The organism is Gemmiger formicilis, assembly GCF_016900095.1.
Lineage (GTDB): Bacteria > Bacillota > Clostridia > Oscillospirales > Ruminococcaceae > Gemmiger > Gemmiger formicilis_A.
Window position 1 is genome coordinate 25,026 of record NZ_JACJJP010000010.1, and the last position, 18,006, is coordinate 43,031.

Here is an 18,006-nt window from a genome sequence, read left to right on the forward strand (position 1 = left end):
TGACATACAAAAGCAGCCGATCCTGTCGGATCGGCTGCTTTTTCTTTTTATTATGTACAGGGGCAGAGTGCCTTTGCGGTCACAGGTCGGCGTCGGGTGCCTGGCCGTCGTGGGCTTTCCACTGACATTCGGTCAGATCCATCCGGGTGAAGGTAGCGGTGAAGGAGGAATCCTCCGGGCTGCAGGCATACACGCCAAAACGGATGGTCCCGCCGCCTTCCAGCAGATGGCAGATGCGCATCTGGCGGAAGGTCACCCCATCTTCGGAGCATTCCAGGCAGAAATCATCCTCCCGCCGGCTGAGCCGGTACCACATGGAGCGGATGCCGGCATCGATCTCGGTGGTGGCCCAGTCCGACCAGCCGTGGTTGGTCACCACGCTGCCCAGATGCTGGAACCGTTCGTTCTCGTACTCGATGGAAGCTTTCAGCCAGTTTTCGCTGTCCAGATACACCACCACGCCGCACTGGTCAAACCGATGGTGGCTGTCAAAGTCGGTCTTCACCACAAAGGAAAAGAATTTTTCCTCCGTTTCCATCTGCAGCACCGGGGCGGTGTCGTTGCGGAAATGGTAGTAGGTGCGCTGCCACAGATCGGTGTGGGGCTGGGTGGTGATGGTGATTTTCTGCGGGTCGATGGTGCAGCGGGCCGGTTCCCGGGTCCAGCGGAGCAGGGATGGTTCAAACATAGGGCAAATACCTCCTGGGCTTTTTTGTGATGGGCGGATATCCGTTTCAGTATTCCAGCGTTGTATCCCGGATGGCAGCGAACTGTTCCGGGCAATGGCCGTACCAGATTTCGCCGGGGAATTCCTCGGCCAGGTCCCGCAGCAGGTCGATGCCCCGCAGGTAGCCCGCCGGGTCGGTGACCAGGGTGGGCGGACGCTTGGTCATGGCATCGGGGGTGTAGGCCAGGTCGGAGGCAAGAATCAGGTTTCCCGGTTTGCCGCTGATCACCACCGCCAGAAATCCGTAGGCATGGCCCCGGGGGAACCGCACCAGGGTGATGCCGGGCAGCAGCTGGGTCCGGGGCGCTTCCACCGGGCGGAAATGCAGGCTGTCGTCCCAGCGGGTCAGATGCTGCAAAGGCGCGCCGGGGCGCTGCCCTGCCAGATAGGCCGCCTTGTCCTGCAAGGCCCCCGCATATTCGGCGGCATCGATGTAGATACCGGCCTTTTTGAACAGGAAGGTGTTGCCCGCATGATCCACATGGGAATGGGTCAGGACCAGATGGGTCACATCCTCCGGCGTATGGCCGAAGCGGGCCAGCTGGGCTGTGAGCAGCTCCTCCGGCCGGAAGGAATAGATGTGTTCCGCCGCCGGGTCCACCTGGGGCTGCTGCTGACAGCCGCAGTCCACCAGCACCAGGGCGTTTTCCGTCTCGATGAGCACCGCCCAAGTGGGGGCGTCGATCACCTTGTCCGGTGAACCGCCCTGTCCGTAGAGCATTTCTTCGGTCATGTGCAGGGTACCCAGCGCAAGGGGATGGATTTTCATGGAAAAGCCTCCTTTGTTCCTTGCTTTCTATGATATACCCCCACCCGCGAAAACGCAACGGCCTGCGGCGCCCTTACCGCCTACTGACAAAGCGTTGTGCGCATACGCCTTTCCCCCAAAAATTGCGGGAGGAGGCGTCTTCCGCCGGAGTCGGAATCGGGAGGATTGGCTGCCCTGGTGGCGGGCCCGTCTTTCCTCTTCCGGCGAGCAGAAAGGTGGCGCACAAAAAGGGACGGTATGGCTTTCGTCATACCGCCCTTTTTGATTGGTTTAATGCGCTCCCTGACCCGCCTTGTGCAGATGCAGGCCGGTAGCAAAGGTGAAGTGCTTGTCCATCCAGCTGCCGATGATGCCGATGGTCTTGCCCATGGTCAGGGCCGCCAGCACGGTGCCGATGCCCAGGCCCATCACGTGGCCCAGGAAGAAGAAGGTCATGCCCGCGGTGACCACCAGGCAGATGGCATCGAAGGAAATCTTGATCTTGGGATAGCCGATGCCGGTGATCTGGGACAGTTCCCGGGGGAAGAGGTCGGTGGGGATGATGGGCAGACCGCAGCGGTTGGACAGGGCGATGCCGATGCAGATGAGCAGATAGCTCACCACAAAGTAGAGTACCTGGCAGGGCAGGTTCTCGGGCAGAACGTCGATCCACAGTTCATGTACATCCAGCAGCTCGCCGAAGAAGAACCCCACCACAAAGCTGAACAGGTAGGACACCACAAACTTGCGGCGCAGCACCATCAGGCTGAAGACCAGCGCCGCCTGGAACAGGTAGGTCCAGGTGCCCAGGCTCAGGAAGGGCAGCACCTCCGAGAAGGCGTAGGGTACGCTGGAAATGGCGGAAATGCCTGCCCCGGAATAGAGCATGAGCACCACGCCGAAGGAATTGATGATGACCGCAATGCCCAATGCCAGTTCGCCGCGGATCAGCGGCAGATGGTTTGAATAACTGTTGTTATCCACAAAACAAGCCCCCAAATTTTGTTGATGATGTCCATCTATTTGCAGATGGAACCGTTTTTTATTGTTACACCCTTTTTTATGGGAAGTCAATGGGGAAGTCAATGCCCCGGCCCTTGGTCTGCCCGGCAGCGGCTTGGGTTTTCTCCGCATAATCCGTATAAAGATACAGGTGCCACCGGGCGTCTGCCGGCCGGAAAGCAAAAGCATTGTCCTTATACGAAATACATATTTTTGAAAAGGTCAGATTTTTTCGGCTTTTATGTATTTACATGGAATACACATTTTGATCAATCTGTGGAAAAACTGGCGAATTTCGACCGTGTATTTTTAACCATTTTTGTACAATCCACAGAAAAAAGGCAAAAGAGGCCCCAAATGCGGTAAAAGGTCTTTTCTTTTGGCGGCGAGGGGGCTATAATAACTGGCGTAGTACAAAGGTGTACGGGATATTTCCTGTACACCTTTGTACTTTTTTAATTTATTCTCATTTTTGCCGCGCCTGGGTTGGCCGACGGGATGGGAATGTGAGAGGAATGGTAAGACAGATGAAAAACGCAAAATCCGTGCTGGCTTTTGCCATGGCGGCCGCGATGGCGGTCACCGCCACCGGCTGCGGCGCTTCCGGCAGCAGCAGTGCGGCCGGCTCCACCGGCACCGCTGAGGCCGCTTCCACCGAGGCAAGCACAACCGCTTCGTCCTCGGCTCTGAACGTCATGCTGGAGACCCCCGTGCAGTCTCTGGACCCGCAGGTTGCCACCGACGGCACCTCCTTTGAGGTCATTGCCGATTTCACCGACGGCCTGATGCAGATGGATGCCGACGGCGCCGCCGTGCCCGCCTGCGCCGAGAGCTATGAGGTCAGCGAGGACGGCAAGACCTACACCTTCCATATCCGGGACGATGCCACCTGGTCCAACGGCGACCCCGTCACCGCCAACGACTTTGTCTTTGGCTGGCAGCGCGCCGTTGACCCGGCCACCGCTTCCGAATACTCCTACATGCTCAGCGACATCGGCCAGGTGGTCAACGCCGCCGACATCATCGCCGGTACCAAGGACGTTTCCGAACTGGGCGTCACCGCCGTGGACGACAAGACCCTGCAGGTCCAGCTGAACGTGCCTGTCAGCTACTTCCTGAGCCTGATGTACTTCCCCACCTTCTATCCGGTGAACCAGGAATTCTATGAGAGCTGCGCCGACACCTTCGGCACCAGCCCCGAGACCGTCCTGTCCAACGGCGCCTTCACCCTGACCAGCTATGAACCCGCCGCCACCGCTTTTACCCTGGAAAAGAACGAAAGCTACTATGACGCCGACAAGGTCCAGCTGTCCGGCCTGAACTACCAGGTCATCCAGGACAGCCAGCAGGCCCTGATGAGCTACCAGACCGGCGCGCTGGACATCACCTTGGTCAACGGCGAACAGGTCGACCAGGTCAAGGATGACCCCTCCTTCGACAGCCGCGGCGCCGGTTACCTGTGGTACATCAGCCCCAACATGGGCAGCGTGCCCGAACTGGCCAACGAAAACCTGCGTCTGGCCATGACCTTCGCTCTGGATCGTGAATCCATCTGCAGCGACGTTCTGAAGGACGGCAGCACCGCCACCTTCACCGCCGTGCCGCCCCAGTTTGCCACCGGCCCGGACGGCAGCGACTTCAGCGCCGACCAGACCAAGTATTCCGACGTCTGCGCCTATGACCCCGACAAGGCCCTGAGCTACTACGAGGCCGCCAAGCAGGAACTGGGCGTGGATACCTTTGAGTTCGACATGGTGGTTGACTCCGACGATGCGCCCCAGAAGGTTGCCCAGGTCGTGAAGGAACAGCTGGAAACCACCCTGCCCGGCATGACCATCAATCTGGTGATCGAACCCAAGAAGCAGCGCGTGGAAGACATGCAGAACGGCAACTTTGAGCTGGGTCTGACCCGCTGGGGCCCCGACTACGCCGATCCCATGACCTACCTGAGCATGTGGACCACCGGTAACTCCAACAACTACGGTCTGTGGTCCAACGCCGACTACGACGCCATCATCGAATCCTGCAGCACCGGTGATCTGTGCACCGATCCCGAAGGCCGCTGGAGCGCCATGTACGACGCCGAAAAGATCGTTCTGGATGAGGCCGTCATCTTCCCGCTGTACACACAGTGCAACGCCGAGATGATCAACCCCAACGTCACCGGCATTGAGTTCCACCCCGTGGCCCTCAACCGTGTGTACAAGAACGCCGTGAAAGCCGGCTGATAACCCGCAAACTGACCGCGCAGTGGCCTTGCCGCACGCTGCGCGGCTTTTTTGATTGACAGGGAACCGCGCTGTTGTGCGCAGCGCCCCTCTTCCCTGGTTGCAGAAGGAGGAATCTCCCGCCGTGAAGAAATACATCCTCAAGCGCATCCTGACTTCGCTGTTTACCCTGCTGGCCATCCTGCTGGTGCTCTTCATCCTGATGAAACTGATGCCCGGCTCGCCCTTCAACGACGAAAAACTCACCGACGACATGCGCGCCGCCCTGTATGCCAAGTACGGGCTGGACCAGCCGGTCATCGTGCAGTTCTTCAAGTATGTGGGCGGTATGCTGCGGGGTGACCTGGGTGTGAGCTACAACATCTCCAAGAATACCCCCATCAGCCAGCTGATCCAGACCCGCCTGCCCATCTCCATCCAGATCGGCGGCATGGCTGTGCTGCTGGGCGCCGTGGTGGGCCTGGTCCTGGGCATCATCGCCGCCCTCAAGCGGGATACCATCTGGGATACCCTGGCCACCATCATTTCGGTCATCGGTGTTTCGGTGCCGTCCTACGTCTTTGCCCTGGGGCTGTCCTACGCCTTCGGGTTCCGGCTGCAGTGGTTTCCCATGCTGTTCACGGTGAACGACATCACCGGGTCCAGCGTGCTGCCCAGCATCTCCCTTTCCATGTTCACCATGGCATCCATCGCCCGGTTCACCCGCAGCGAGATGCTGGAAGTGCTGGACAGCGATTACATGCTGCTGGCCGAAAGCAAGGGCATTTCCGGCCCGGCACTGATCTTTCGCCACGCTTTGCGCAACGCCCTGATCCCCATCATCACCGTGCTGGCCCCCCTGATCGTGGACCTGATGACCGGTTCCCTGGTGGTGGAAAAGATCTTTGCCATTCCCGGCGTAGGCAGCCTGCTGGTCAACGCCATCCAGTCCAATGACTACAACGTGGTCATCAGCCTGAGCTTTATCTACAGCGCCATGTATATCGGCATCATGCTGGTCGTGGACATCCTGTACGGTGTCATCGATCCGCGCATTCGTCTTTCGAAGGAGGGGAACTGATATGGCACAAGCAGCCGCCGCCCGTGTGAAAATCGACACACTCCACGACGTCGCCGCCGTGAACGCCGCCTTTCCGGACCATACCTTCACCGAGAAGGATTTCCAGCTGAAAGCGAACGCCGACGACATCCAGATCGACACCAACTTTGCCTCCCAGAGTTTCTGGAAGGATGTGCGCATCCGCTTTTTCCGCAAGAAGAGCGCGGTGTTCGGGCTCATTATGATCGTGGTCATCACCCTGATGGCCATTCTGGGCCCCAGCATGAACGAATACACCTACTCCGGCCAGGAACTGAGCCAGAAGAACCTGGCCCCCCGTATCCCCGTCATCGAGGACCTGGGCATCTTTGACGGCAGCGAGACCATCGCCACCACCACCGGTACCCGGACCACCAACCAATATGAGGAAAAGGGCCTGGACGATGTGTATTACTGGTTTGGCTCGGACAATTTCGGCCGCGATATCTGGACCCGCACCTGGGAAGGCGCGCGGGTCAGCCTGATCATCGCCGTGGCCGCCGCCGTCATCGACATGGTCATCGGCATGTCTTACGGGCTGATCTCCGGCTATTTCGGGGGCAAGGTGGATATGCTCATGCAGCGGTTTCTGGAGATTGCCAACGGCATTCCCCGTCTGGTCATCTGCACCCTGCTGCTGTTGGTTTTGCAGCCTGGCATCCTGACCATTGTCTTTGCCCTGATGCTCACCGAATGGGTGGGCATGAGCCGCATCGCCCGCGCCGAGATGCTCAAGCTCAAGGCGCAGGAGTTCGTACTGGCCTCCCGCACCCTGGGTGCGGGCAGCTTCTTCATCATCTTCCGGGAAGTGCTGCCCAACATCATCGGCCCCATCATCACCCAGGTCATGTTCAGCATTCCCACCGCCATCTTCACCGAGGCGTTCCTGAGCTTTGTGGGCCTGGGCATCCCGGTGCCCCAGTGCTCCCTGGGTTCGCTGATCAACGAACTGTACAACAGCTTCACCACCCATCCCTACCAGATCATCCCGCCCATTGCGGTGATGGTGCTGCTGATGCTCAGCTTCAACCTGGTGGCGGACGGCCTGCGGGAAGCCCTGGACCCCAAGATGAAGAGCATGTAAGGAGGCACGCACAATGGCAGAACAACAAAAAGAACGGGTGCTGGCAGTGCGCGACCTGGACATCACCTTCAAGACAACCGCCGGTCCGGTCCACGCCATCCGCGGCGTAAACATCGACCTGTACCGCGGCGAGACCGTCGCCCTGGTGGGGGAATCCGGTTCCGGTAAGTCGGTGACCATGAAGGCGGCCATGGGCATTCTGGCCCACAACGCCACCATCAACGCCGGCTCCATCGAGTTTTCCTACCACCACGCCGACGGCTCCCCCGAAACGGTGGACATCCTGAAAAAGGACAAGAAGTGGATCCGCCGCCACATCAACGGCAAGCGCATTGCCATGGTGTTCCAGGACCCCATGACCAGCCTGGACCCCACCATGCCCATCGGCAAGCAGATCATGGAAGGGATGCTGTGGCACTTCAAGATGAACAAGAAGGAAGCCTGGCAGCGGGCCATCACCCTGCTGGAGGAGGTGGGCATCACCGACGCCGAAAAGCGGATGAAGAACTATCCCCACCAGCTGTCCGGCGGCATGCGCCAGCGGGTGGTCATTGCCATCGCCCTGGCCTGCGACCCCGACCTTCTGATCTGCGACGAACCCACCACCGCCCTGGACGTAACCATCCAGGCCAAGATCCTGGAACTGATCCGCCGCATCCAGAAGGAGCGGGGCATCTCGGTCATCTACATCACCCATGACCTGGGCGTGGTGGCCAAGGTGGCCGACTATGTGGACGTGATGTACGCCGGCAAGATCGTGGAGACCGGCACCATCGACGAGATCTTCTACGACCCCCGCCACCCCTACACCTGGGGCCTGCTTTCGGCCATGCCCGACCTGGACACGGCGGACGAACGGCTGTACACCATCCCCGGTTCCCCGCCCAACCTGCTGCATGAGAAGCCCGGCGACGCCTTTGCAGCCCGCAACCGGTTTGCTTTGAACATTGACGAGGAGATTGACCCGCCCATGTTCAAGGTCACCGACACCCACTATGCGGCCACCTGGCTGCTGGACCCCCGGGCCCCCAAGGTGGATATGCCCCCCGAGCTGCGCGCCCGGGTGGAGCGGATGAAAGAAGAAGCCCGCAAGGTTGCGGCCAAGGAGGTGGTGTGAGATGGCAACCAAGGAACAATCTCCCCTGCTGGAAGTGAAGGGCCTCAAGCAATATTTCCGCATCAACCGCAGCTTCACCGTCAAGGCGGTGGACGATGTGAGCTTTACCATCCGCCCCGGCGAGACCTACGGTCTGGTGGGTGAATCCGGCTCCGGCAAATCCACCATCGGGCGCAGCGTCATCCGGCTGTACGACCCCACCGCCGGGCAGATCACCTTCGACGGTCAGGACATCAGCGGTCGGCTGGACAAAGCCACCAACAGCCGTCTGCGCACCCAGATGCAGATGATCTTCCAGGACCCCATGGCCAGCCTGAACCCCCGCAAGAAGGTGGAGGACATCATTGCCGAAGGGCTTGATATCCACCACATGTACCATTCCCGGGAGGAACGCCGGGACAAGGTGGAAAAGATCCTGGCCAAGGTGGGTCTGGCCCCGGAACACGCCGAGCGCTATCCCCACCAGTTTTCCGGCGGCCAGCGCCAGCGCGTAGGCATCGCCCGGGCACTGATCATGGACCCCAAGCTGATCATTGCCGACGAGTGCATCTCCGCCCTGGATGTGTCCATCCAGGCCCAGGTGGTCAACCTGATGAAGGATATCCAGGCCGAGACCGGCACGGCGTATCTCTTCATCGCCCATGACCTTTCCATGGTCAAGTACATCAGCGACCGCATCGGTGTGCTGCACCTGGGGCATCTGCTGGAGACCGGCACCACCGAGGAGATTTTTGAAAATCCCATTCACCCCTATACCCGCAGCCTGCTTTCGGCCATTCCCCTGCCCAACCCGGTGGTGGAAAAGCGCCGTACCGCCGAAACCTACGACTACGCCAGTTCCGGCATCGACTACACCAAGGGCACTGACCATCTGGTGTCCGGCACCCACTACGTCAAGTGCACCGACGAGGAATTTGCCCGCTGGTGCCGCTGACAGGCTGCCCGTCTCGCCATTCTCCCATTTTTCGGGTTTTACTATCCTCAGAAAAGGCGCCCCGGCCATTCGGCCGGAGCGCCTTTTCCTTTGGGATGGATTTTTTGGGGGAAGGGGTCATTCCTCAAACAGGGGCAGCAGATAGCCGTAGCCTTCCGCCTCCATCTTTGCGTAGGGAACAAACCGCAGGGAAGCGCTGTTGATGCAGTAGCGCACCCTGTTGGGGGATTCGGGATCGTCGGTGAACACGTGGCCCAGGTGGGAATCCCCCGCCCGGCTGCGCACCTCGGTGCGGTGCATGCCGTAGCTGTCGTCCGAAAGTTCCACCACCGCCGGGGCCTCGATGGGCTTGGTGAAGGCGGGCCAGCCGCAGCCACTCTCGAACTTGTCGGTGGAGGAGAACAACGGTTCCCCGGTGACCACATCCACATAGATGCCTTTTTCGAACTTGTCCCAGAACTCGTTGAAGAAGGGACGTTCGGTGCCGCTTTGCTGGGTCACCCGGTACTGTTCGTCGGTGAGCTTGTCCCGGATGGTCTCCGCCGCCGGTTTTTGGTAGTCGCCAGGGTCGATGCGCAGCTGGGAGAAAAGGGCGATCTCGTCCCGGGGAATGTGGCAGTAGCCACCGGGGTTCTTTTCCAGATAATCCTGGTGGTATTCCTCCGCCGGGTAGAAGTTGACCAGCGGACCGATCTCCACCGCAAAGTTTTCGCTGCGGCCTCGCTCGATGGCGGCGATGCGCTCCACCGTCTCTTTGGCCTTGTCGTTGGTGCAGTAGACGCCGGTCTGGTACTGGGTACCCCGGTCGTTGCCCTGGCGGTTTTCCACCGTGGGGTCGATGACGTAAAAATACGCCAGCAACAGCGCATCCAGGCTGACTTTGTCCGGGTCATATTCCACCCGCACCGTCTCCCGGAAACCGGTTTGACCGGTACACACCGTGCGGTAGTCGGCGTCCTGGGGGCCGGTGCCATTGGCATACCCGCTTTGGGCGTCGATCACCCCGGGAATGGACTGCATCAGGTATTCGATGCCCCAGAAACAGCCGCCGGCCAGATAGATCACATTTTCGGTGGTTTCCATATCCGTCATTACCTCCTGAGGCAGGGCTTCGGTCTGCCCGGTTTGCCGGGCAGGCTCGGCGGGGCTGCCTGCGGCAGCCGGGGCGCATCCGCTGAGCAGCAGCGCGCAGGCGAGCAGACCCGATAGAATTTTGGAGTGCATGATGTACCTCCTGCCCCTGCCGGGAATCACCCTGCGCCGGGTACGCGTGGGTGGAATCCGGCGCAGGGTGGTTGCTATGTTCCGGCAATCACAGCGGGGCGCGTAAGACTGTGGTCACCGCGGGAAGGTTATCCCTTCTTGTAGCCGCACTTGGGGCAGACGCCGTTCTCGTTCAGGGCGATGCCGCACAGCGGGCAGCGTTCGATCTTGTTGTGGGTCTCGAACTCGGCGGAAGCGGCGTTCACACCGCTGGTGAAGGTGATCTTGGCAATGTTCAGCTTGTCTTTGAGCAGGTCATAGACAATCTTGATCATGCCTTCCACCGTCAGGGTCTCCTTGGTGACCACCAGACGGCAGTCGGGATAGGCGGTGGCCAGCTCGGTCTTGAAGGCAGGTCCTTTCATCTTGTTCTGGGGGGCACCGTTGCGGATGCCCTGCTCTTCGTACACCTTCAGGATGGCGGGCAGAAGAGGATCGTCTTCCCGCAGGATCAGGGCATGGTCAAAGTTCTGCAGCAAGGACCAGGCGGTTTTCTGGATTTCGTTGCAGGGGAACACCATGTTCACTCCCGGTTCGACGGTGTCCTCCACCTCGATGGTCAGAACGCCGGTATGCCCGTGGAGATACTGGGCTTCGCCCTTGAAGCCGTAAAAACGGTGGGCGTATTGCAGGTCCAATTTCGTGATGCTTCTCATGGTAAAAACCTCCCGTTATGAATATTTACAAGTCCTGAGACTCGTATGCTTCATCAGCCGCCTGCTCCTTGGCGCGGCACTGGGGACACAGACACCGGATTTTCAGGTCATACCCTTCGATGGCAAAACCGGTCTGGCGCTCCAGCTCCCTTGTCAGGTCAGACAGGTGAATATCCAGCAGCGCCCCGCACCGCCGACAGACCAGATGGTCGTGCCGTGTGTTTTTGTCGTAGCGGTCGGGGTAGCCTGCCACACTGATCTTGCGGATTTTCTCCTGGGCGTACAGGGTGTTCAGATTGTTGTACACCGTGGCCAGCACAACGGAGGGGCAGCTCTGCTTGAGTGCGAAGAAGATCTGTTCCGCCGTCATGTGGCTGTGGGAAGAAGAGATGATTTCCAGAATTTTGTCGGCATATCTCATACTGTATCACCAAATTTAGAATCATTCTAATTCCAATATACAGAGGGAAAACCGTTTTGTCAAGGCAGAGGCACGCAGTGGGCAAAAAAGGTCTTCTTTTTCGTTTCAGCGAGTTTTTCTCACTTATTTTTCCCTGTATGCCCGGCGTTTTACCAACAGAGACGCCCTCCTGAAAAAACACAGGCGGCCCGCGGTTCATGCGGGACTTCTGCCCGTATCCCCCGCCATGATACGCCCCGTTGCCGGGTAAAGTTCCCTCCGCCGGGTGCGACCCTTTTGTCGCGGTGAAAAAAGTCGTACTTATTTTGTCCTTGTCCGACCGGAAGCGCAAAAAAACAGGCAGCGAAAACTTCCGCTGCCTGTCGGGGAGATATTCACTTACCGTTCGGCCCCGGTCACCATCTGCCGGGCAAAATCACAGATGCGCCCTGCGGCGCCGCCGTCAAACCGCTCGCGCTGGCGGCGCACCATCTCCGCACACTGTTCCGGGTCGGCCAGCAGGGCCGCCGCCCGGGCCGCCGCTTCCTGGGGATCCTGGCAGGCCACACTCATGCCATGGGCGGAAAAATAGTCCGCGTTGTAGGTTTCGCAGCCGGGAATGCCCGCCGTGTGCAGGATGGGAATGCCGCAGACGGCGGCTTCGGTGGAGGAAAGGCCGCCGGGCTTGGTGACAAAGAGGTCCGATGCCCGCAGATACCCGGCCATATCGTCGGTGTGGCCCACCACCAGGATGTTGTCCCGTGCGTGGGGAGCGAGCTCCTCGTACAAGTTCCGGTTGTTGCCGCACACCAGGATCAGGACCGTGTCGGGGCTGCCCGAAAGGGTTTCCATCAGCGCGCGGATGGTCTGCCGGATGGTACCGCCGCCCATACTGCCCCCGGCCACCAGCGCATACCGCTTGTCCTGGTCCAGGTGCAGACGGCGGCGGGCCTCCGCCTTGGTCTCCCCGCCGGCAAAGGCGGCTTTGGTGGGGATGCCCAAGGGGTACAGTTTTTCCGCCGGGATGCCCCGCCGCACATAGTCCGGCGCCAGGTCCTTGGCCGGAATCACGTAGGCATCGCACTCGGTTTCCTCGGTGAAGGGGATGCAAACGTAGTCGGTGGAGACAAAAATGGTTTTGGGAACGGCCGCTCCCCGGTCCTGCAGGTTGGTCATGATCTCCGCCGGGTACAGATGGGTGGTGATGACGATATCAAAATGGTTCTGCCGCAGGTACTCTTCCATGATGGGCACCATCCAGCGGTTCACATGGTACACCGGCGAGCGCACCGGCAGGCTGCGGTAAAGCTGTCCCGCCCGGTACATGGCGCCGAACAGCCGGGGCCGCTTCTGCACCATGGAAATGTAGGACGTATCGATGGTCTGGGCCAGCTTGATGCTGTACAGGGTGTAAGGGTTGAGCAGCACCGCCTTGTCACCCCGGCGCTGCACCTCTTCCAGGATGGCGCGGGCGGCGGAATTGTGGCCTCCGCCGGTGCCGCAGGACAGAATCAGTGTTTCCATAGGGGCTTTACCTCCATCTGTTCTTTTTTCTCCTTGCTGGTCAGCATCCGCCACAGCACCGCAATGGACATGAAACAGAATCCGCTGCGGATTTCGGGGCGGTCCACCACAAAGATCATGCCCACCAGCGAGGCGATATACGCCGCCAGGGTGCGGTAATAATGGGGGGAGATGCGAAGCACCACCGAAAACAGCAGAAAGAAGGCGGCCAGCACGGCAAAGGGCTGCCACAGGGGCAGAAGCCCCAGCAGGCACCCGAAGGTGACCGCAATGCCCTTGCCCCCGTGGAAGTGGGAAAACACCGAAAAGGTGTGCCCGATCACCGGGGCGGCCAGGACCAGGGCGCAGATGTAGGGGTCCCGCGGGGGGCCTTCCATAAACAGATGGACGGGCACGAACCCCTTGAGCAGTTCACACACCAGGGTGAGCACCCCGCAGAGGAATCCGCCGTACTGGAAGGCGTTGGCGGTGCCGGGGTTGTGGTCGTCGCTGATCTGTGTCAGGTTCTGCCCCGTAAACAGCCGCACAAACAGCTGGGCATACAGCACACTGCCCGACAGGTATCCCACCAGGGGAAAGAGCAGCATATCCAAATCATGTTTCATAAGCAGGTCACTTCTCTTTTTTTCTTCCGGGTACAAAAACAGAACAGCCAAAGACTCGGGCTCAGCCTTTGGCTTGGGTTGTGCAAAGATCACTCGGTGCGCAGCGCCGTCACGGGGTCGCTCTTGGCTGCCTTTTTGGCAGGAATCAGGCCGCCCAGCAGGGTCAGCAGCACGCTCAGGGCAATCAGGATCACCGCACCGCCCACCGGCAGAACGGCGTTCACATCGTTGGAGTTGGCCAGGTGGTGGATCAGGGCGTTGCCCGGCACCAGGATGATCAGGGTCAGGCCGATGCCGATGAGCCCCGCCGCCAGGCCGATGATGAAGGTTTCGGCGTTGAACACCTGGGAGATGTTCTGCTTGGATGCACCGATGGCGCGCAGGATGCCGATTTCCTTCTTGCGTTCCAACACGCTGATATAGGTGATGACACCGATCATGATGGAGGAGACCACCAGGGAGATGGCCACGAAGGCGATGAGCACATAGCTGATGATGTCGATGATATCGGTCACCGAGGACATGAGGGTGCCCACCGTGTCAGTGTAGGTGATGACCTGTTCGTCTTTGCCTTCGGCCTCCATGCGGCTGTTGTAGTCGCTGAGCAGGGCAGTCACCTGCTCCTTGCTTTCAAAGTCCAGGGGGTAGATGCTGATGGTGCTGGGGTCGGCAAAGTCCACGAAATCCAGGGAACTGAGGTTGCTTTCGTAGGTGGCCCCCTGGGTGAAGCTCATGGACTGGAACAGTTCCGAAAGATCCTCCGCATCCATATTCATGGAGAAGGCGGCGGCGAAATCCTCCGGGTCAAACTGGAAGGCGTTGGCCAGGTTTTCGCCCAGCTTTTCCACCACCCCTTCCATGGCGGATTGCATGTTGTCGGCAATCTGCTGCATCACCTGTTCCATCACCGAGGCCATGGCGGTCTGGATGGAACTGCTCAGGGAATCGGCCACCGAGCCCATCAGGGTCTGCATATAGCCGGTCATGGTGGAGGCCAGCTGCTGCTGCAGGCCGGAGGCATCCACCATGGAGGCGATGCTGCCGGTGAGCAGGGTCTGGGCCTGGTCGGTGGACATGTAGTCGGCGAAATAGGCGCCCATCTTGGACGGGTCGGGCAGGCCCTGGGCCACGGTGTAGGCCTGGTACCCCTCGGCCAGGTCGTTGGCCAGCTTTTCCAGCTGTTCCTGGGTGATGGTCCATTCCGACGCCGTGGGGAAGGTGGCGTTCAACCACTGGGTGATGATGGCCTGGGCGTCGGGGGTGGCCAGGTATTCGGCCAGGTAGGATTGCAGCAGGGCCAGCATCTCCTCCTGGGACAGGGTGGAATCAAAGATTTCGGGGTGGTTCTGTTCGCAGTAGGTCAAGAATCCGGCCAGCACCTGGTTGAGCAGGTCCTTGACCTGGTCCTGGGTGGGGGCGGTGATGCCGTTGGCATCCAGAATTGCCTGCAGGTTCTGCTGCAGGATGCCGCAGCCCTCCTCGCTCTTCAGGAAGGTGAGGAAGCTGTCTCCCAGCCCGGTATAATCCGCTTCGGGATGGGCGGCCATGTAGTCATTCCAGCCGCTCACCAGCCCGGTGACCAGGTTGGTGACGGATTCCTGGGAAACGTTGAACTTGACCCCCTTGAGCAGATCGGCCATGTTCATCTGGGGGAATTCCGGAAGGTTCATCTGCAGGCTGCCCGGGTCGATCATGCCGGACAGGTCCACCGATCCCATATCGATGCCGCTCATGTCCATACTGCCCATGTCCATGCTGCCCATATCAAAGGCGCCGGACAGACCGTCGGTGAGGTCGCTCTCATCAAAGGAGAACATCTCTTTCAAGGCGTCCTCGTCCACGCTGACAAGGGACTCCATATCAAAGCCGCTCTCCCCTTTTTCCTCCCCGAAGGGTTCGCCCGTAAAGACGTTGGTGTGGGGGTCGGCCAGCTGGTCCTGCACGATCTGGCTCTGGGCGGCCTCCTCGGCCACGTGGCGAGTCAGGGAGGGCAGGTAGGCAATGCCCGACTGCATGAGCAGGCCGCCGTCCTCGGTGGGCTGGACAATGCCCACCACGGTCAGGTCCTCGCCGTTGGCCACCAGTTTCTGCATGTAGGCATCGTCGTCCCGCTTGTCACGCCAGATGCCGTATTCGCTGTCATATTCGTAATAGTCCGGGCTGCTGACCAGCTTGAAGGTGACACCCAGAATGTCGTCGTAGGTGTAGGTGCCCATATTCTGGGGCGTGACCACGTCTTCCTCATTGACGAACTCCTGCACCATGTCGTCCAGTTCCTTTGAATCCCGCAGACCCAGGGTGTACAACATAAAGTCGCTCATGCTGCCGCTGGAGGTCAGCACCAGCACGCACTCGTTGTAATTTTCCGGCCAGCGGCCCGCCTTCACCTCGTACTGGGTGCGGTACAGGGCCTGGTCGTCGGGCATCTCGTAAAAGACATCGGTGCCCATCATGGAGGACATCATGCTGCTGGAACTCACCGAAGAGCCCAGCCCCATAGCCGCAAAGGAGCTGTCCGGGTTGACCTGCCGCACCCCGTCCGGCTTTTGCAGATACACCTGGGGCATGATGTCGTAGGAATACTCCACCGCGCTGGTGTATTGCTCGATGCCGCTGGTACCGCTGTCCAGCCAGGTCTTCAGGGATTTCAGGTCGTTGGAATTCATAGTGGAGAACATGCTGGTCACCATGTCCAGGATGCCCACCTCTCCTTCCCCGTGGTCGGAACTGCCGGTGGGTTCGCTGAGCAGCGAGGAAAGGTCAAACCCGGCGCTCTGAATCTGCAGGGGATATTCGGACAGGGTTTCCCGTTCCACGTCCTGGATATACTGGTTCACGCCGGTGGAGAGGGACAGGATCAGCGCAATGCCGATGATGCCGATGGACCCGGCAAAGGAGGTGAGGATGGTGCGGGCCTTTTTGGTTTTCAGGTTGTTGAAGCTCAGGGAAAGGGCCGTCAGCAGCGACATGGACGACTTGCCCATGTTCTTGTGCACCGCTTCGGGCAGTTCCTCCTCCGGCTCATAGGGGTCGGAGTCGGAGCGGATCTGGCCGTCCCGCAGGTTGACGATGCGGGTGGCGTACTGCTTGGCCAGTTCCGGGTTGTGGGACACCATGACCACCAGACGGTCCTTGGCCACCTCTTTCAGCAGATCCATGACCTGCACGCTGGTGGCGCTGTCCAGCGCGCCGGTGGGTTCGTCGGCCAGCAGGATGTCGGGGTTGTTCACCAGGGCGCGGGCGATGGCCACCCGCTGCATCTGCCCGCCGGACATCTGGTTGGGCTTTTTGTGCAGCTGTTCGCCAAGGCCCACCTCCTGCAACGCCTTGATGGCCCGCTGGCGGCGTTCCGCCTTGCCCACGCCGGAGATGGTCAGGGCCAGCTCCACGTTGGCCAACACCGTCTGGTGGGGAATGAGGTTGTAGCTCTGGAACACAAACCCGATGGTGTGGTTGCGATAGGAATCCCAGTCCCGGTCCTTGTACTTTTTGGTGGAGATGCCGTTGATGATCAGGTCGCCGGAGTCATAGCGGTCCAGTCCGCCGATGATGTTCAATAAGGTGGTCTTGCCCGAACCGCTGGGGCCCAGGATGGCCACAAATTCGTTGGAACGCAGATTGAGGGATACATGGTCCAGGGCCTTCTGCACGAAGTTGCCTGTCTTGTATTCCTTGCAAATGTCTTTGATCTGAAGCATTGATTTTGTCTCCGTGTACCTGTCTATGCGGGCGGAAACCGGCACGGTTTCCGCATAAGAATAATCGAAACATCGTTGTAATTGAAATAATTACATTATGGATAGAATACCATCGGCAAGCCCCCTTGTCAACACGGGAAAAGGCGAAGGCTCCCGGGGTTTTTGCTCCCATTACCCGGCGGTAAGCCGCTTACCTGCGGGATAGTATCGCACCGGAATGTGCGTACTTGTTTTTCCTTGTGCCTTTGCTATGATGGTGGTATGGATTTTGAAAAATCATCCGGCAAAACGAGAGGAGTGTACCGACTATGACCAAAGATTTCGGGGCCAAGCCCTATCTGTTCCCCATGCCCACCTATATGATCGGCACCTACAACGAGGACGATACGGTGGATGTGATGATGATGGCGTGGGGCGGCATCTGCGCCGAAGACATGGTGGCGCTGAACCTGGAAGCCGAACACAAGACGGTGGCCAACCTGAAAGCCCGCAAGGCCTTCACCCTGGCGGTGCCCGGCACTGAAACCCTGGCGGCGTCGGATTTTCTTGGCATTGCCAGCGCCAACAAGATGGCGGACAAGTTTGCCCGCACCGGCCTGCACGCCGTCAGAAGCCAGAGGGTGGATGCGCCCGTGATCACCGAGTATCCCCTGACCCTGGAATGTGAGGTGGTGGAGATGCAGGACCAGCCCTACGGTCTGCGGGTGCTGGGCCGGATCCTCAACGTGATGGCTGACGAGAAGGTGCTGGACGAGACCGGAAAGATCGATGCCGGCAAGCTGCAGGCCTTCGCCTTTGACCAGATGCGCAACGGCTACTACGCCGTAGGGGACAAGATCGGGCAGGCCTGGCACAGCGGTGCCGGTCTGATGAAACCGTAAGAAAGAGTTTGCGCAGGGGGTTGCGACCTTGCACAACCAAAAACCGCCGCGGCGGGGGCTT

General features: G+C 59.7%; 16 protein-coding genes. 7 read left to right on the forward strand and 9 right to left on the reverse strand.

Translation table 11 applies throughout. The features are described 5' to 3' along the window. Positions 1-79: 79 nt before the first annotated feature. The 3 genes from H6B15_RS06455 to H6B15_RS06465 all read right to left on the reverse strand — a co-directional run bounded on the left by H6B15_RS06455 (position 80) and on the right by H6B15_RS06465 (position 2,459). Complete coding sequence (locus H6B15_RS06455; protein WP_204647177.1) at positions 80-688, reverse strand: DUF1349 domain-containing protein; 609 nt, start codon at positions 686-688, stop codon at positions 80-82. Between the two features lie 46 nt (positions 689-734). Continuing rightward, positions 735-1,496, reverse strand: coding sequence for an N-acyl homoserine lactonase family protein (locus tag H6B15_RS06460; RefSeq protein WP_204647178.1), 762 nt, complete (start codon positions 1,494-1,496; stop codon positions 735-737). A 270-nt stretch (positions 1,497-1,766) separates the two neighbouring features. After that, positions 1,767-2,459: a DUF6198 family protein gene (locus tag H6B15_RS06465; protein WP_204647179.1), complete on the reverse strand. Its 693-nt coding sequence runs from the start codon at positions 2,457-2,459 to the stop codon at positions 1,767-1,769. 27 nt (positions 2,460-2,486) lie between these two features. On the opposite strand from H6B15_RS06465, the gene H6B15_RS06470 reads away from it, so the two are divergent. The 6 genes from H6B15_RS06470 to H6B15_RS06495 all read left to right on the forward strand — a co-directional run bounded on the left by H6B15_RS06470 (position 2,487) and on the right by H6B15_RS06495 (position 8,918). Continuing rightward, positions 2,487-2,843, forward strand: a complete 357-nt coding sequence (locus H6B15_RS06470) for a hypothetical protein (protein ID WP_204647180.1) — start codon at positions 2,487-2,489, stop codon at positions 2,841-2,843. A 161-nt stretch (positions 2,844-3,004) separates the two neighbouring features. Next, positions 3,005-4,705, forward strand: coding sequence for a peptide ABC transporter substrate-binding protein (locus tag H6B15_RS06475; RefSeq protein ID WP_204647181.1), 1,701 nt, complete (start codon positions 3,005-3,007; stop codon positions 4,703-4,705). 124 nt (positions 4,706-4,829) lie between these two features. Beyond that, entirely contained in the window at positions 4,830-5,765 is a 936-nt protein-coding gene (locus H6B15_RS06480; protein ID WP_204647182.1) for an ABC transporter permease subunit, read from the forward strand. A 1-nt stretch (position 5,766) separates the two neighbouring features. Continuing rightward, positions 5,767-6,867 (forward strand): ABC transporter permease, encoded by a 1,101-nt coding sequence (locus tag H6B15_RS06485; protein ID WP_204647183.1) that lies wholly within the window; start codon positions 5,767-5,769, stop codon positions 6,865-6,867. Between the two features lie 13 nt (positions 6,868-6,880). Beyond that, a complete protein-coding gene (locus tag H6B15_RS06490) occupies positions 6,881-7,984 on the forward strand; it encodes an ABC transporter ATP-binding protein (RefSeq protein ID WP_204647184.1) in 1,104 nt (367 codons plus the stop codon). 1 nt (position 7,985) lies between these two features. Then, a complete protein-coding gene (locus tag H6B15_RS06495) occupies positions 7,986-8,918 on the forward strand; it encodes an ABC transporter ATP-binding protein (RefSeq protein ID WP_204647185.1) in 933 nt (310 codons plus the stop codon). A gap of 117 nt (positions 8,919-9,035) precedes the next feature. Here H6B15_RS06495 and msrB read toward each other — a convergent pair whose 3' ends face one another. The 6 genes from msrB to H6B15_RS06525 all read right to left on the reverse strand — a co-directional run bounded on the left by msrB (position 9,036) and on the right by H6B15_RS06525 (position 17,064). Beyond that, a complete protein-coding gene (gene msrB, locus H6B15_RS06500) occupies positions 9,036-10,010 on the reverse strand; it encodes a peptide-methionine (R)-S-oxide reductase MsrB (protein WP_430661833.1) in 975 nt (324 codons plus the stop codon). A 260-nt stretch (positions 10,011-10,270) separates the two neighbouring features. Further along, the gene (locus tag H6B15_RS06505; protein WP_204647187.1) at positions 10,271-10,837 is read right to left on the reverse strand and encodes a 6-pyruvoyl trahydropterin synthase family protein; all 567 of its coding nucleotides are present in this window, start codon (positions 10,835-10,837) and stop codon (positions 10,271-10,273) included. A 25-nt stretch (positions 10,838-10,862) separates the two neighbouring features. Further along, positions 10,863-11,258 (reverse strand): Fur family transcriptional regulator, encoded by a 396-nt coding sequence (locus H6B15_RS06510; RefSeq protein WP_204647188.1) that lies wholly within the window; start codon positions 11,256-11,258, stop codon positions 10,863-10,865. Positions 11,259-11,636: 378 nt separating this feature from the next. After that, positions 11,637-12,761, reverse strand: coding sequence for an MGDG synthase family glycosyltransferase (locus tag H6B15_RS06515; protein WP_204647189.1), 1,125 nt, complete (start codon positions 12,759-12,761; stop codon positions 11,637-11,639). Beyond that, positions 12,749-13,366, reverse strand: coding sequence for a glycerol-3-phosphate acyltransferase (locus tag H6B15_RS06520; protein WP_204647190.1), 618 nt, complete (start codon positions 13,364-13,366; stop codon positions 12,749-12,751). The genes H6B15_RS06515 and H6B15_RS06520 overlap by 13 nt, the downstream gene beginning before the upstream one ends. 89 nt (positions 13,367-13,455) lie before the next feature. Beyond that, positions 13,456-17,064 carry an ABC transporter ATP-binding protein/permease gene (locus H6B15_RS06525; protein WP_204647191.1) on the reverse strand — a complete coding sequence of 1,203 codons (3,609 nt, stop codon included), beginning with the start codon at positions 17,062-17,064 and terminating at the stop codon, positions 13,456-13,458. Between the two features lie 308 nt (positions 17,065-17,372). Between H6B15_RS06525 and H6B15_RS06530 the strand changes: the two genes are divergently transcribed. Further along, entirely contained in the window at positions 17,373-17,945 is a 573-nt protein-coding gene (locus tag H6B15_RS06530; RefSeq protein ID WP_204647192.1) for a flavin reductase family protein, read from the forward strand. Positions 17,946-18,006 lie beyond the last annotated feature (61 nt).